This is a genomic window from Curtobacterium sp. BNK-1 (assembly GCF_048685235.1).
Lineage (GTDB): Bacteria > Pseudomonadota > Gammaproteobacteria > Enterobacterales > Enterobacteriaceae > Pantoea > Pantoea agglomerans.
In genome coordinates, this window is record NZ_JBLQTJ010000001.1 from 1,334,130 (window position 1) to 1,350,743 (window position 16,614).

Annotated in this window: 5 protein-coding genes; all 5 read left to right on the forward strand. The window is 58.6% G+C overall.

The features are described 5' to 3' along the window. Positions 1-76 precede the first annotated feature (76 nt). On the forward strand, positions 77-1,381 hold the full coding sequence (locus ACMGGP_RS06405; protein ID WP_498798274.1) for an NAD(P)/FAD-dependent oxidoreductase: 1,305 nt from the start codon (positions 77-79) through the stop codon (positions 1,379-1,381). Positions 1,382-1,971: 590 nt separating this feature from the next. Further along, a complete protein-coding gene (locus ACMGGP_RS06410) occupies positions 1,972-3,690 on the forward strand; it encodes a ShlB/FhaC/HecB family hemolysin secretion/activation protein (RefSeq protein WP_498798275.1) in 1,719 nt (572 codons plus the stop codon). A gap of 39 nt (positions 3,691-3,729) precedes the next feature. Continuing rightward, the gene (locus ACMGGP_RS06415) at positions 3,730-14,106 is read left to right on the forward strand and encodes a hemagglutinin repeat-containing protein (RefSeq protein WP_498798276.1); all 10,377 of its coding nucleotides are present in this window, start codon (positions 3,730-3,732) and stop codon (positions 14,104-14,106) included. Beyond that, positions 14,096-14,716: a hypothetical protein gene (locus tag ACMGGP_RS06420; protein WP_031377911.1), complete on the forward strand. Its 621-nt coding sequence runs from the start codon at positions 14,096-14,098 to the stop codon at positions 14,714-14,716. Before ACMGGP_RS06415 ends, ACMGGP_RS06420 begins: the two co-directional genes overlap by 11 nt. A gap of 98 nt (positions 14,717-14,814) precedes the next feature. Continuing rightward, positions 14,815-16,410 carry a hemagglutinin repeat-containing protein gene (locus tag ACMGGP_RS06425; RefSeq protein ID WP_498798277.1) on the forward strand — a complete coding sequence of 532 codons (1,596 nt, stop codon included), beginning with the start codon at positions 14,815-14,817 and terminating at the stop codon, positions 16,408-16,410. Positions 16,411-16,614: the final 204 nt, after the last annotated feature.

Genomic DNA, 16,614 nt, shown 5'->3' on the forward strand with positions numbered 1-16,614 from the left:
TTCGCCAACCCTATGTTTCTTAAGGTTTAATTTAACCTTTGGTTAACTTTTGGTTCACAATTTGAGGGGGTCTTTGTTGACTACGTCTGTTAAGAAAATTGTTATTGTCGGAGGGGGAGCGGGCGGCCTGGAAATGGCCACGCAGCTGGGCCATAAACTGGGCCGAAAAAAGAAGGCCGAGATTATCCTGGTTGATCGTAACCACAGTCATTTGTGGAAGCCCCTACTGCACGAAGTGGCGACCGGCTCAATGGACGAAGGCATTGATGCATTGAGCTATCTGGCTCATGCCCGCAATCACGGTTTTGAGTTCCAGCTGGGTTCACTCACCGATATCGATCGCACCCGAAAAGTGATCCGCCTGGCCGAAGTGCTGAATGCGCAGGGCGAAGTGCTGGTGCCACAGCGTGAAGTGGCCTACGACCAGCTGGTGATGGCGCTGGGCAGCACCTCGAATGATTTCGGTACGCCAGGCGTCAAAGATCACTGCATCTTCCTGGATAATCCGCATCAGGCGCGTCGTTTCCATAACGAAATGCTCAACCTGTTCCTGAAATTCTCCGCCAGCGAAGGCAGGGTCGAGAAAGTTAACATCGCCATCGTGGGCGGCGGGGCAACAGGCGTTGAGCTGTCAGCTGAATTGCACAACGCGGTGAAACAGCTGCACAGCTACGGCTTCAAAGGCCTGGGACGCGAAGCGCTGAATGTGACGCTGGTTGAAGCGGGTGAACGTATCCTGCCTGCACTGCCACCACGCATCTCTGCTGCGGCACATCAGGAGCTGACCAAGCTGGGCGTTCGCGTGCTGACGCAGACCATGGTCACCAGCGCCGAGCGTAATGGCCTGAATACCAAAGGCGGTGAGTTTATCGAAGCCGATCTGATGGTCTGGGCGGCTGGGATTAAAGCACCCGACTTCCTGAAAGAGATTGGCGGACTGGAAACCAACCGCATCAATCAGCTGGTGGTCAAAGAGACGCTGCAAACCACGCTGGACGATGACATCTACGCGATTGGTGACTGCGCCTCCTGCGCCTTGCCGGGCGGCGGTTTTGTACCACCGCGCGCCCAGTCAGCGCATCAGATGGCTTCACGCGCCATGAACAACATTCTGGCGCAGCGTGACGGTAAACCGCTGAAAGCCTATGTCTATAAAGATCATGGCTCGCTGGTATCGCTCTCCCGCTTCAGTACGGTCGGCAGCCTGATGGGCAACCTGATGCGTGGCTCAATGATGGTGGAAGGGCGCATCGCGCGCTTTGTCTACATCTCGCTTTACCGTATGCACCAGATTGCGCTGCACGGCTACTTCAAAACCGGGCTGATGATGCTGGTCGGCAGTATTAACCGGGTTATTCGTCCCCGGCTGAAGCTGCACTAAGCAACAGCAATAACGCTGGCTAATTAATGTTAAGCCTCCTCCTTTATGAGGGGGCTTTTTTTATGTCCTGGAGAAGCCCCTGAAACAGACGCTGGCGCAGGAGAGTGCGATATCGACTAAAGCAAAATGCATTCATAATTTTGACTAAAGTAAAATTTTATGAGCATGGCAGGGTAGTATGTTGGTGATGCCTGAAATGCGTACCATTAATAACAAGAGAGTAACCGTAAGAATATTTGCTATAGCCAGAAAACTTTACAGGTAACGAGTTCGGCTACTTCAGTTCCGTCGTTAGCCCGGCTACAAAGCTGGTCTCTGACGCGCAGAACGAATGGCTAATTCCTTGTTATTCATTGGCTAAAAATATCCGTCTCTGCGCCTTTAGCTAATCCCGGCGATTCGCCAGACTCAGCAGCCCCTGAACTACGGATAATTACTGGTACTTTTTTAAATGGCCTGTCTCACTAACTTTTGTAAGTTTAGTGTAAGTTTTTCTATAATTTTTCTTGTGGTTTTTGATTCCAGCGGCATAATGTGCGCAGGAAAGCAGTAATATACATTTTGTTACAACTTAACCACACGGATCGGTTATGCAGCCCCAAAAAAATGGAGTTTTAATAACGCTGGCACCTCTGCTTTGCGCTCTGCTGATTACCACCCTGCCAGTTTGCACTGTGCAGGCGGCACCGGGTGATGAGCAATTACAGCATCAGCAGGAGCAACAAAAAGCGCGTCAGCAGCGGCTGATGCCACAGGTGCCTGATGTGCGTCTCTCAGAAACGGTTCCGGCACCTTCCCACCTGACGTTCCCGCAGGAAACACCCTGTTTTGTTATTCAGCAGGTCACTCTGTCCGGGCAGGAGGCGCTGCCGCACTGGGTGCCTTTGCAGCGTCTGGCCAGTCAGGCCAATGGTCATTGTCTCGGCGTGAAAGGCATCAGCCAGTTAATGAGCACGCTGCAAAACCGGCTGATCAATCATGGCTGGGTCACTACGCGCGTGCTGGCTCCGCAGCAGGATCTGCGTCAGGGCGTGCTGCAACTTCTGATAGTGCCTGGCAAAATCCGCAGTGTGGAATTGTCACCCTCATCATCCCGCTATGTCAGCCTGTGGCCGACATTACCCGCCCATGCAGGCAATCTGCTGGATTTACGGGATATTGAACAGGGGCTGGAAAACCTGCAGCGTCTGCCGACGGTGGAAGCGCATATGGCGCTCCGTCCAGGCCTCAATCCGGGTGAAAGTGACATCGTGATTGAACGCACGCAGCGCCGTTTCTGGCGACTCGGCGCATGGCTGGATGATTCCGGCACCGAAAGTACCGGGCGCTATCAGAGCGGGATTATGCTGGCGCTGGATAACCCGACCTCTCTCAGCGATCTCTTCTACCTGACCGCCAGTCGCGACCTGGGATTTGCTGGCAGAAAAAGCAGCAAAAGCCTGTCGGGACATTACGCGGTGCCTGTGGGCTACTGGCTGTTTGGCCTTACCGCCAGCGACTACGACTACCATCAGACAGTCGCCGGTTACAGCCGCGATTTTCTCTACGCCGGAAAGAGCCGCTCGCTGGATGTGCAGGCCAGCCGGGTGATCTACCGCAATGCCGCCGCCAAAACCACCGTCAGCGCCGATGTGCTGGTTAAAGAGTCGCGCAACTTCATCAACGACACCGAAATCAGCAGCCAGCAGCGCCGTACCAGCGCATGGCGACTCGGCCTGTCGCACCGGCACTTCATCGGTCCGGCGACGCTGGACGCCGGTGTCAGTTATCAGCGTGGTACGCGCTGGTTCGGTGCGCTGCCCGCCTGGGAGGAGTCATATCAGGACTCTACCTATGCCACCGCGCTTTCTAAAATCCTGACCTGGCAGGCGGGACTCACCACGCCGTTCGCGCTGGGTAATCAGCGTTTAAGTTACAACATCCAATATCGTCGCCAGATGAGCAACACCCCGCTGACACCGCAGGATGAGTTCGCGATTGGCAACCGCTGGACGGTGCGCGGTTTTGATGGTGAACGCACCCTCAGTGCCAGTCGCGGCTGGACCGTTCAGAACACGCTGGCCTGGCAGACGCCGCTGCCCACTCAGGAGCTTTACCTGGGTGCCGACTATGGCGAGGTGGGCGGCAACAGCGCCTCCCAGGGTGGACCTCTGGGACGACATCTGGCGGGCGGCGTCATCGGATTGCGCGGCGCGATCACGCCCGCCAGCCTGAGCTACGACTTTTTTGCCGGGATTCCTCTGTCGAAACCGGACGGCTTCAAAACCGATCCTGTCACCTATGGTTTCAGCGTGAACTGGAACTACTAAACCTTTTATCGATATTGCTGACAATGGACTGTGCGCATTATGAATAAACTCTGCTATCGCCTTATTTTCAACCGGGTTCGCGGCATGTTAATGGTGGTGTCTGACATCACCCGTAGCGGCTATTCACGTGTTGCCCGAAGCCCGAAGCGCACCTCATATGCAGAGGTGAGGGTGCGGATCTCACCGCTCAGCTTTGCACTCTGGCTGGCAGCGGGTGGGGTCAGTCTGCCGGTGCAGGCCAACATTGTGGCAGACAACAGCGCGCCGGGCAGCCAGCAGCCTACCGTCATGGCCACCGCAAATGGTCTGCCGCAAATCAACATTCAGACGCCCAATAGCCAGGGTGTTTCCCGCAACCATTACAGCCAGCTCGACGTTGACGCGCGCGGCGCAATCCTGAACAACAGCCATCAGAACACGGCTACTCAACTGGGTGGCATGGTGGCGGCTAACCCGTGGCTGTCAAAGCAGGAAGCCACGGTTATCCTTAACGAAGTCAACAGCCGTAATCCCAGCCAGCTTAACGGGTTTATCGAAGTAGCCGGTAAACGGGCTGCGGTAGTCATTGCAAACCCGTCAGGCATTACCTGTAACGGCTGCGGATTTATTAACGCCAGCCGCAATACGCTGACCACCGGACAGGCGCTGATTGAAAACGGCCAGCTCAAAGGCTTCGATGTTAATGGCGGCCGAATCAATATCGAAGGTCAGGGCCTGAATGACAGCGATGCTGACTACACCCAGATCATTGCGCAGTCGGTAGCGGTTAACGCAAAAGTTCATGCCCGCGAACTCAATGTGGTCACAGGCAGGAACCAGGTTGCGACCGAAGGTACCGTCACTACGGTGAAAGGGGATAATGGGACGACACGGCCTGAGTTTGCGCTCGACGTCGCAGCTATTGGCGGCATGTATGCCCATAAAATCACCCTGACCGGCACTGAAAAGGGCGTTGGCGTGCGTAATGCCGGTGAACTGGGTGCCAGTGCCGGTGAGCTGCACCTGACAGTGGATGGCAGACTGGAGAACAGCGGCACGCTGCAAAGTCAGGCCGCGCTGCAGATAGCCAGCAATGGCGACCAGGAGAACCGCGGCAACATCGTGTCACAGCAGGATGTCACGCTGGCCTCCAGCGGCACGCTGCGCAACAGTGGGCTGGTGAGCGCAGGCCGTAACGCGACGCTCTCCGCCAGCACCATTGAGAGCACCGCTGAAAGTACGCTGGCGGCAGGCGTTGGCGGCAATGAGACGCTGAGCCAGCCCGGTAATTTGCTGCTGACCAGCCAGGGTGAGCTTAAGGCGCGGGGTAAAAACCTGGCGCACGACCAGATTCAGGCGCGGGGCAGCCGGGTCGATCTCGCCGGGAGCCAGACCTCAGCAGATGCCATCGCGCTGACCTCTACGCAGGCGGATATCAGCACCCAGGGCGCCACGGTGGCGGGCCGTACACTCGGGATTCAGGCTGCGACGGCGCTTAACAATGATGACGGCAAACTGGCGGCGGGCAGCCTCGCTGTCGCGGCACAAAACGTCAGTAACAATCGCGGCCTGCTGCGGCAGCAAAACCGCGAAGCCCTGACGATCTCCACGGGGTCGTTGCTCAACAATCAGGGCACGCTGAGCAATGAAGGTGATACCCGGCTGCAGGCAGAGCATATTGAAAACCGCAGCGGGCTCATCGCAGGTAACGGTGACTTACTGCAGCTGGATACGCCATGGCTGGATAATCAGGGCGGCACCGTGCAGCTGGCGGGCAATAATGGCGCGCTGAACCTTAATGCGACCCGGCTGGAGGGCAATCAGGGCAATCTGCTGTCAGCGGGTTCGTTAACGCTCAGCGGCGACAGGCTCGATCTCTCACAGGCACACACCCAGGCAGAGGCGCTGACGCTGAAGGCGGGCACGCTGGATCACCGTCAGGGTCTGCTGTCGCAGCGTGGCGCTGGCGAGATGGCGATCGCGGTTTCGGGTGACACAGACAACCGTGGTGGACGGATTGAGAGCGGCGGTAATCTGAATCTTGCCTCAGGTAGCCTGGATAACAGCGGTGGCACGCTGCTGGCTGCGGGCAGCGGCGATCTGCAACTGCAGGTTCAGGAGTCCCTGACGAACGCGCAGGGTGTGCTGCAGGCCAGTCACAATCTGCAACTCACCAGCGCAAGCCTGGATAATCAGCAGGGCCTGATTGCTTCAACTGGCGGTGACGCTACGCTGATGACCCGCGAGGCTATTGATAACACCCAGGGTCGCATCGAAGCGGGTCAGCAGGTCACTTTGCGCAGTCAGGCGCTGGATAATCAGCGTGGAACCCTGCTCGGCCGCGGCGTGACCATCGACACGCAGCAGGGTGAACTGAACAATACTGGCGGTAACCTGGTCGCCCGTACCGATCTCAGCATTTCCAGCGGGACAACGGACAATCACAGCGGTCTGATCCAGTCAGGCGGCGATCTGACACTTGATACCCACGGACAGGCGCTGATTAACCGTGACAGCGGTAAAGCAGGAATAATCAGCGGTGGCGCACTTGCCCTTAACAGTGGCGACCTGGATAACCAGTACGGCGTTATCGCCGCTGCCTCGGCGGCCAGCATCAGCAGCGGCCTGCTGACCAACATTGACGGCACACTGATGTCTGATGGGGCGCTGACGCTGAAGACCGGCGCGCTCGACAATCAGCGAGGCTTATTACAATCGGGTCAGGCGCTCTCACTGGATACTCACGGCGCGCAGCTGAACAACAGCGCCAGCGGCGATCGCGGCGGCATTGTGGCACGCGGCGATCTGCAACTCTCAACCGGAAAGTTAGCCGGTGATCACGGCGTCATTCAGGGACAAAACCTGGTAATCGATACGCAGGGCCAGGCCGCTGATTTCAGGTCTGCTCTGCTCAGCGCCAGCGGCGAACTATTGCTGAGCAGTGGCGCGCTGGATAACAGCGGCGGGCGACTGCAGTCCGGCGGTGATATGCAGCTTAATACGCACGGAGAGGCGCTGAATAATGCGGCATCAGGCGGCGTTATTGCGGGAGCTAATCTGCATATCAGCAGTGGTGATCTTGATAACAGCACGGGCTCGCTGGTCTCGGCGGGCGCTATGCGGCTCACCAGCGGTGGACTGAACAACGTCGATGGGATTATTAATGCCGATCATGGATTAACGCTGGAAAGCAGCAGCGTGGATAACCAGCGCGGCCTGCTTCAGTCGGGTGAGGCGTTGTCCGTCAACACCCGGGGCGGCGAACTGAATAACCGCGACAGTGGCGAACGCGGTGGCATTGTTGCAGGCGGCGATCTGCTGCTCTCCAGCGGCCAGATTGATGGCCGTAGCGGGGTGATGCTGGGACAGAATATTCGCATCGATACTCATCAGCAGACCTTCGACCACCAACAGGGTCAACTGGGTGCTAAAGGCATCCTGCAACTGGATAGCGGACTCCTCAACAACCGGGCAGGCAGGATTGAGTCGGGTGGCGATCTGCAACTGGACACCCACGGCAACAGCCTGATCAATCGTGAGAGCGGAGCCGCAGGCGGCCTGTTCAGTGCGGGCATGCTGAAGCTCTACAGCGGCGCATTGGATAATCTGCGCGGCTTCATCACCGGTCATAGCGGCGCGCAGGTTGTGACGGGCGATATCAACAACCAGTCCGGCACGCTGACGGGCGGCAAAGGGCGCCTCGATCTCACCAGCGGGGAGCTGCAAAACCAGGGTGGCCTGTTACAGGCTGGCAGCGACATGACGCTGAACACCCAGGGGCACGCCCTGATCAATCGCGACAGTGGTGACCAGCGCGGTATCGTTGCCCTCAACAGTCTGGATCTGCGCAGCGGGGCAATTGATAACCAGGCGGGTTTCATTGCTGCAGGACAGCAGGCATCACTCAGCGCCAGTGAACTGAACAATAGCCAGGGGCAGGTCGCAGGCAATGGCGGGCTGACTTTCAACGGTCAGGCGCTGAACAACAGTGACGGTAAACTGCAGTCGGCGGGGGATATCACCCTCACCACGGCAGGTCAGACATTGACTAACCAGCGCGGACTTATTGCCGGTGCCGGTAACCTCAATATTGAAAGTGGTGCGCTGGATAACCAGCAGGGACAGATCCAGGGTGGCACCGATCTGACGCTCAATGCGGGACAAAATGCGCTGCTTAATCAGGCGGGCAAACTCCTTTCGGCAGGCACGCTATCGCTGACGGCGGGTCAGTTGGTCAACAATGACGGCCTGGTGCAAAGCGTCGGCACCGGTACCCTGTCACTGAGCCAGCAGCTGGATAACCGTAGCGGGATGATTCAGGGCGGCCAGCAGATGACGATCACCACGCCATCGCTGATCAACCGTGATACACGACAGAGCGGTAAAGGCATTGAAGCGGGCAGTTTAACCATCGAAACCGGCACGCTGGACAACAGTCAGGGTGCTCTGCGCGCAAAACAGAGGCTGGCGCTTACCGTGCAACAGGCACTGGATAACGTCAGCGGGCTGATCTCGTCAGCGGATACGCTGACTATTCAGGACTCAGCCCAGGGGCAGGCGCTCGCCATCAACAATCAGCAGGGCACGCTGATTGCTGATAAAGAGGCGCAGATCAACGCAGCTTCCCTGAGTGGCGACGGACAGGTGTTGTCGCAGGGGAATCTCGGCATCACGCTGGCAGGTGATTTCCATAACCTCTCTGAGGTCAAAGCCAACGGCACGCTGCGGCTGACGGCGGGCGGAAACGTGACCAACGACGGCACCCTTGCTGCTCAGCAGGCGCTATTCCTTACCGCGCAAAATATCAGTAATCAGGCAAATGGCGAGATCAGCGGCGGGCAGACCGAAATTACTGCAGCCGACACCCTGAACAATCGCGGTCTGATTGACGGCGGACTGACACACCTGGTTGCGGGCGTCCTGAATAACAGCGGCACCGGCCGTATCTATGGCGATCACATTGCCATTGCGGCTACGCTGCTCAACAACCTCAGTGAAGCGGGCAAAGCAGCGGTGATTGCGGCGCGGCAGCGACTGGATATTGCGGCTGGCACGCTGAACAACCGCGACCATGCGCTGATCTACAGTGATGGCGATCTGCACATTGGCGGCCAGCTGGATGCGAATAATCAGGCCACCGGACAGGGGCAGCAGCTCAACAATGACGGGGCAACAATTGAGGCCGGGCAGGATGCCACGATCAGCATGGCGGAAATCAACAATACCAACCGCCACCTGACCACGCAGGTCGTTACGACCGAAGATAGCCAGCATCACGACGCGGTGCTAAAAGGCCACACCGATCGTTTTGACTGGGCCGACGTGGATACCAGCAAAAAAAACAAATATGGCGTGCACACGGCAAAAATGCCGGATGGCACCAGCGGCAGCGAGTTTTATGAGTATGACTACCGGCGGATAGTGAAAGAAACCCAGATTCTGGAGAGCGATCCGGGCAAGATTCTGTCGGGCGGTAACATGACCTTTAGCGCCGGTCGTCTTAACAACCACGACAGCCAGATTGTCGCGGGTGCTGTGCTCGGCGGTCAGATAGGCGAGCTGAATAATCAGGCGACAAAAGGAACGCGCGTTACCACGGACGACGGGAAATCGGTTCGCTGGTATGCGAAGAAGAAGAAAAAGAAACTGGGTGGAACCAAAACGTCGCAGGGCAAAGATAAGAAAAACTACCGCCCGGCACCCGTGACGGAAACCATCGATCTGCAGACGCTGAGCTGGCAGGCGAATGCTGCGCCGCAGGGAAATGGCTATCAGACCGGCAACCGCCAGCAGCAGGGCGTCACCGCGCAGGCTGACCGCATCGGCACACCTGCTCTCCAGCAGACGGTTGCGGCCGTGGCGCTGAGTACCACGGATAGCGGCAGTGCGTTACTGCCAGTCGGATTACGCTATGACAGTGCGCTGACGCTGGACAAGCTCGGCAGCCTCAAAGACCGGCCACTCCTGTTACCTGCCGGGCAACAATTCTCGCTGACACTGCCAGCAACGGTCGTCGACGGACAGACGATTACGCCGGTGATCCGCGCCGTCTCACCTGATATCCGGCTGCCGGACAACAGCCTGTACCAGCTGCAACCTGGCAGTGACAGCCATTACCTGGTCGAGACCGATCCGCGCTTTGTGAATCAGAAGCAGTGGCTCAGCAGCGACTATATGCAGAACGCGCTGACCACCGACAGCAGCCGGATCCTGAAGCGGCTGGGCGATGGTTATTACGAGCAGCGACTGGTGCGCGATCAAATTATCCAGCTGACCGGCAACCGCTATATCAGCGGGTATGGCAGTGATGAAGATCAGTATCGCGGACTGATGAATAATGGGGTAGCCTTCGGCAAAGCCTACGACCTGGAACTTGGCGTGGCGCTGACCCCGGCGCAGATGGCGCTGCTCACCAGCGATATCGTCTGGCTGGTGAATCAGACCGTGACGCTGCCGGATGGCACACAGCAAACCGTGCTGGTGCCGCAGGTTTATGCGAAGGTGAAAGAGGGTGACTTAACCGGCGACGGCGCGTTGATCGGGGGCGGTAGCGTGGCGCTGAATGCCCGCAACGACATCACTAATAGCGGGACCATTAAGGGCCGCGACGTGACGCAGCTGACGGCGCAGTCGCTGACCAACAGCGGCTACATCAGCGGCAACACGATCAATCTCACCGCCCGTCAGGATATCACTAACCTGGGCGGCGTCATCAGCGGTGATAAGCAGGTGTCGCTGCTGGCCGGACGGGATATTACCAGCCAGTCAACGTTGCGCGGCGACGGTACCGACCGCTGGATAGATCGTCCGGCCGGTATCTACGTGCAGGGCACCGACGGTGCGCTGACGCTGAGCGCGCTGAACAACATCACCCTGGCCGCCAGCGATATCGGCAACGCCGGAGAGAAGAGCACCACGAAGATTCAGGCGGGCAATGACCTGACGCTCGGCACCCTCAGCACGCAGCACACTGAAAATGACAGCTGGAACAGCAGCAACTACCGTCGCCTGTCACAGCAGAGCGATGCCGGGTCACGCATCACCGCCGGCGGCGCGCTGCAGCTGAGTGCCGGACAGGATATCCGCGCTACGGCAGCGGACGTCACGTCGGGCGGGGCACTGACCGCCAGTGCCGGACGCGACATCGTGCTCAGCGCGGGCAACAGCCGTACCGATCTCACCGAACACAGCAGGCAGTCAAGCAAAGGGTTGCTGTCGGGCAGCAGTCTGGAAACCCACGACGAACTGCACAGCAGCGAGGCGCTCAGTACCACGCTGAGCGGCGACAGCGTCCGGCTTCAGGCGGGCCGCGACATTGCCGTGACCGGCAGCAACGTCGCCGGTACGCAGGATGTTGCCCTGGCCGCCGGCCGCGATCTCAGCATCACGACCGCCACAGAAACGCGTGATGAAGTGCATCAGCGCGAGGAGAAAAAATCTGGCCTGATGGGCACTGGCGGCATCGGTTTCACCGTGGGTCAGGCGATGCAGAAGAGCAGCACCGACGCCAGCGGCGCACTCAGCCGCGGCAGCACGGTGGGGAGCAGCGACGGAAGCGTCACCCTCAGCGCCGGTAACCAGCTTAACGTGCACGGCAGCGACGTAATCGCCGGTAAAGATCTCTCCCTGAGCGGCAGCGACGTGACCCTCAGTGCGGCCGAAAACAGCCACACCGCACTGACGAAAACCGAGCAGAAGCAGAGCGGGCTGACGCTGGCGCTGTCCGGCACGGTGGGCGCGGCGCTGAACACGGCAGTGCAGACCGCCCGCACGGCCGATGAGAGCGGCGATGACCGGCTGAAGGCGCTGCAGGGCACCAAAGCGGCGCTGACGGCGGCTCAGGCCGCGCAGGCGTACCAGATGGACGGCGCGCAGACCGACGCGGCGAACGCCAGAAACACCGCCGCAGGCCTGAAGCCGGGCGACAAAGGTTATGAAGAAGGCTCCACCAACTCGATCGGCATCAGTCTTTCTTACGGCAGCCAGTCGTCGAAAAGCGAGACCCGCACCGAAAGCCGTGAAGCGCAGGGCAGTACGCTGGGCGCGGGCGGTAACCTGAACATCACCGCCACCGGCGCACAGCCGGGCAGCGCGGGCAACATCCTCGTGCAGGGCAGCCAGCTTCAGGCGGGCGGCGACCTCGGGCTGACGGCGAAAAACGACATCAGCCTGGTTTCAGCGCAGAACAGCGAGCGCACCGACAGCACTAACAGCAGCAAGGGCGGCAGCCTGGGTATCGGCCTGACCGCCGGGTCGGGCGGCTACGGTATCAGCGTTTCAGCCAGCGTCAACGCGGGCAAAGGCCGCGAGAACGGCAACGGGCTGACCCATACCGAGACTACGCTCACGGCGGGCAACGGGCTGAGCCTGAACGCCGGGCGCGACACCACGCTGACCGGCGCACAGGTGCGCGGGGACAGCGTGAAGGTGGATACCGGCCGCAACCTGACGCTGACCTCAGAACAGGACAGCGACCGCTACGACAGCAAGCAGCAGAACGCCAGCGCGGGCGGCAGCTTCACCTTCGGCTCGATGACCGGCTCCGCGAGCGTCAACCTCAGCCAGGATAAGATGCACAGCAACTGGCAGAGCGTGGCCGAGCAGACCGGCATCTTTGCCGGGAAGGGCGGCTTTGACGTGACGGCGGGTGAGCACACCCAACTGAACGGCGCGGTCATCAGTTCCACCGCCACCGCCGATAAAAACCGTCTCGACACCGGCACGCTGGGCTTCAGCAACATAGAGAACCACGCGGACTATAAAACCGAGCACCAGAGCGTGGGCATGAGCACCGGCGGCAGCATCGGCAGCCAGTTCGAAGGCAACATGGCGAACGGTCTGCTGGCGGGGCTGAACGGCAGCGGCAGCGCGTCGTCGGTGACGAAGGCGGCGGTGAGCGACGGCACCCTCATTATCCGGGATAAGGCGAAGCAGACGCAGGACGTGGCGGACCTGAGCCGCGACGCGGCGGGTGCGAATCCGGGGCTGGATAAAATCTTCGATAAGGAGAAAGAGCAGCGGCGGATGGAGACGGCGCAGCTGCTGGCGGAAATCGGCAGCCAGGCGGGCGACATTGCGCGGACGCAGGGCGAGATTGCGGCGACGAAAGCGGCCACGGAGAAGATGAAGAACATCTCGCCGGACCAGAAGAAGGACGCCGAAGCGCAGTGGCGGAAAGCGAACCCGGGTCAGGAGCCGACCGCGGCCGACATCACCGGACAGGTCTATCAGACGCTGTACAACCGGGAGATGCTGGCCGGCGGAATGGGAACTGGCGGGCCGGTGCAGCAGGGTATCAGCGCGGCGACGGCGGCGATACAGGGCCTGGCGGGGGGCGATTTGAAAGCCGCTCTGGCTGGCGGTTCGGCCCCTTACCTTGCAGAACTGATTAAGCAGAAAGCGCCGGATGAGGCCAGTCGTATAATGGCACATGCTGCGGTAGCCGGAGTTATAGCTGCCGCACAGGGTAATTCAGCGGCAGCAGGTGCGGCGGGCGCGGCTACCACCGCCGCGATGGGTGAAGCCATCAAAAATGTTCTGTACGGTGACGTGCCGGTCAGTCAGCTTAGCGAACAGCAGAAACAGACGCTGGTTGCGCTGGGAACGGTTGCGGCGGGTCTTGCAGGTGGTCTGGCTGGAGAGACTACGGCGGACACGGTAGCCGGAGCGCAGGCGGGCCAGAACGAAATCAGCAACAATATGGTCAGCATGGGCATGTTGCAGATGATGCAGGCTAAATCGTTGCTGGATGCGGCGGCAGTGGCCGAAGCGGGCCAGGGCGGCGCAAATGAACAGGCGGCACTGGCGCTGACCAAAAAGGTAAAAGCAGGGCTGGACGCGACCTGCCTGGCGAATACCAGCTGTGTGATAATGGCTGTGGTTACGGCACAGCAGCACACGAACGGAGCAGGCAGCAAAACTGAAACCGTACCGGTTAATGATGATTTGACGGGTGGTAAGCTGGTCAATCCGGCGCAGGATGAGAATAAGGGAACTCCGCTGATCACGCCGGATCAGTCTGGTGAGCAGGGATCCAGCAATACCGGAAATACGGATGGTATGCCGGATACGGGAGGCAATACCACGGTTACGCCGATCCCTGAGCAGAATAAGGATGATCTGGCTTATCTGGCTGAAGGGGACAAGCCTGCAAATCTTTCTCCTGAAGGGGCTGGTCGCTCAGGTGCTTTTAATGAGGCGAAGAGACAGTCTGGTATACCAGTGAGTCAGAGCCCCAATAAGGTATCCCCTAATATAGACAAGCGTGGTAATCCTCAACCAGGTTATATATATGAATTTATAGTTCAAAAACCGGGAGGAGGTACGCAAAAAGTTTATATAAGAGATGATGCTGGAGGCCATTTCTTTGGAGTCGATGATCCTCAAAATCGAGGCTCACATTTTAACGATCCTGCAGGTAACCACTATGACTACTGATGTTGTTATTAGATATGCTGAAGATATAAATGAAAAAAATGAGATTACAGATTTTAACTTATTTTCAATAAGCGGCAAGGGTATCTCTGCAGTGAGCTGGGAATTACCCAATGCGCCACTAAAGAAATTTGGTGAAGGTTTATTGAAAAAAATGGTAGAGAGTTATTCTGCAGGTGTTAGCGATGAAGACATATACACATTTGTCGTTTTATCAGCGGAGCAACCTGATAGCGCAATTGTTAACCACAGAAAAACCTGGGGTTTACTTAATGTTAGAGGTGTTAAAGTTAATGGGGTTGAGGAAAAAAAAGATGTGATAGTTAAGGGAAGTGAAGGGTTGATTCTTTCCGGCTTAGGTTCTGTTAAATCAAATAGCTTGGGAGTAATTGAAAGCTTAATTAATAGCGGCGAGAAGGTGTTTTTTTCAACCATCCAATCAACTAATGTAAATATGACTGCTTCCATACCGAGGCAGATAACAGAATGGATGAGTAATATCTGGATAAATAATGGTGTTGTTTTTTTTGCATTGGGGCGTTATGACGAACCTGATTGTGAAATTGTTGCTTTAGGCCAAAAAAGAAACCTGCAAAAACTTAAGTACACCTGACGTTAAGGCGGTGGACATCGCCAGGACACAGGGGCAGATTGCGGCGACGAAAACAGCCACTGATAAGCTGAAAATGATAACGCCAGAGCAGAAGAAGGATGCAGAGGTGTAGTGGCAGTACGCTGGGTGCGGGCGGTAACCTGGCCATCACCGCCACCGGCGCACAGCCGGGCAGCGCGGGCGACATCCTCGTGCAGGGCAGCCAGCTTCAGGCGGGCGGCGACCTCGGGCTGACGGCGAAAAACGACATCAGCCTGGTTTCAGCGCAGAACAGCGAGCGCACCGACAGCACTAACAGCAGCAAGGGCGGCAGCCTGGGTATCGGCCTGACCGCCGGGTCGGGCGGCTACGGTATCAGCGTTTCAGCCAGCGTCAACGCGGGCAAAGGCCGCGAGAACGGCAACGGGCTGACCCATACCGAGACTACGCTCACGGCGGGCAACGGGCTGAGCCTGAACGCCGGGCGCGACACCACGCTGACCGGCGCACAGGTGCGCGGGGACAGCGTGAAGGTGGATACCGGCCGCAACCTGACGCTGACCTCAGAGCAGGACAGCGACCGCTACGACAGTAAGCAGCAGAACGCCAGCGCGGGCGGCAGCTTCACCTTCGGCTCGATGACCGGCTCCGCAAGCGTCAACCTCAGCCAGGATAAGATGCACAGCAACTGGCAGAGCGTGGCCGAGCAGACCGGCATCTTTGCCGGGAAGGGCGGCTTTGACGTGACGGCGGGTGAGCACACCCAACTGAACGGCGCGGTCATCAGTTCCACCGCCACCGCCGATAAAAACCGTCTCGACACCGGCACGCTGGGCTTCAGCAACATTGAGAACCACGCGGACTATAAAACCGAGCACCAGAGCGTGGGCATGAGCACCGGCGGCAGCATCGGCAGCCAGTTCGAAGGCTACATGGCGAACGGTCTACTGGCGGGGCTGAACGGCAGCGGCAGCGCGTCGTCGGTGACGAAGGCGGCGGTGAGCGACGGCACCCTCATTATCCGGGATAAGGCGAAGCAGACGCAGGACGTGGCGGACCTGAACCGCGACGCGGCGGGTGCGAATCCGGGGCTGGATAAAATCTTCGATAAGGATAAAGAGCAGCGGCGGATGGAGACGGCGCAGCTGCTGGCGGAAATCGGCAGCCAGGCGGGCGACATTGCGCGGACGCAGGGCGAGATTGCGGCGACGAAAGCGGCCACGGAGAAGATGAAGAACATCTCGCCGGACCAGAAGAAGGATGCCGAAGCGCAGTGGCGCAAAGCGAATCCGGGTCAGGAGCCGACCGCGGCCGACATCACCGGACAGGTCTATCAGACGCTGTACAACCGGGAGATGCTGGCCAGCGGAATGGGAACCGGCGGGCCGGTGCAGCAGGGCATCAGCGCGGCGACGGCGGCGATTCAGGGCCTGGCGGGGGGCAACATTGCCCAGGCGGTGAGCGGGGCGGCCGCGCCATACCTGGCGGAGCAGATACACAAGCTGACGACCACAAAAGGCCCGGACGGCAAAGAGGTGGTGAACGTTCAGGCGAACCTGATTGCGCACGCGGTGGTGGGCGCGGTGACGTCATACGCGTCGGGTAATCCTGCACTTGCGGGTGCTTCTGGCGCGGCGATGGGCGAGTACATCGCGCAGCAGATGTATCCGGGGGTTAAGCGCGAAGACCTGAGTGAGGAGCAGCGGCACAATTAGGCCGTGGTTCAACTGGTAGAACGGAACCTAATTCTTAGCAAGAAAAACTGGCTATTGAACAAGCACTGTCGAATCCAGAATCTGGACGTCAACTGCCAATACCAATGACAGATAAACGATGGCCTAGAGAAGATGGTTGGGTCAAAATGGCTCAAAATATTAATGGTGTTGAAGTTCACTATGTTCGGAATACCAAAACTGGCC

What these genes read in the sequence shown, in the direction of transcription:
- ACMGGP_RS06410 (WP_498798275.1), top strand. Translation starts at nt 1,972, where the DNA reads ATGCAGCCCCAAAAAAATGGAGTTTTAATAACGCTGGCACCTCTGCTT.
- ACMGGP_RS06415 (WP_498798276.1), top strand. Translation starts at nt 3,730, where the DNA reads ATGAATAAACTCTGCTATCGCCTTATTTTCAACCGGGTTCGCGGCATG.
- ACMGGP_RS06420 (WP_031377911.1), top strand. Translation starts at nt 14,096, where the DNA reads ATGACTACTGATGTTGTTATTAGATATGCTGAAGATATAAATGAAAAA.
- ACMGGP_RS06425 (WP_498798277.1), top strand. Translation starts at nt 14,815, where the DNA reads ATGCAGAGGTGTAGTGGCAGTACGCTGGGTGCGGGCGGTAACCTGGCC.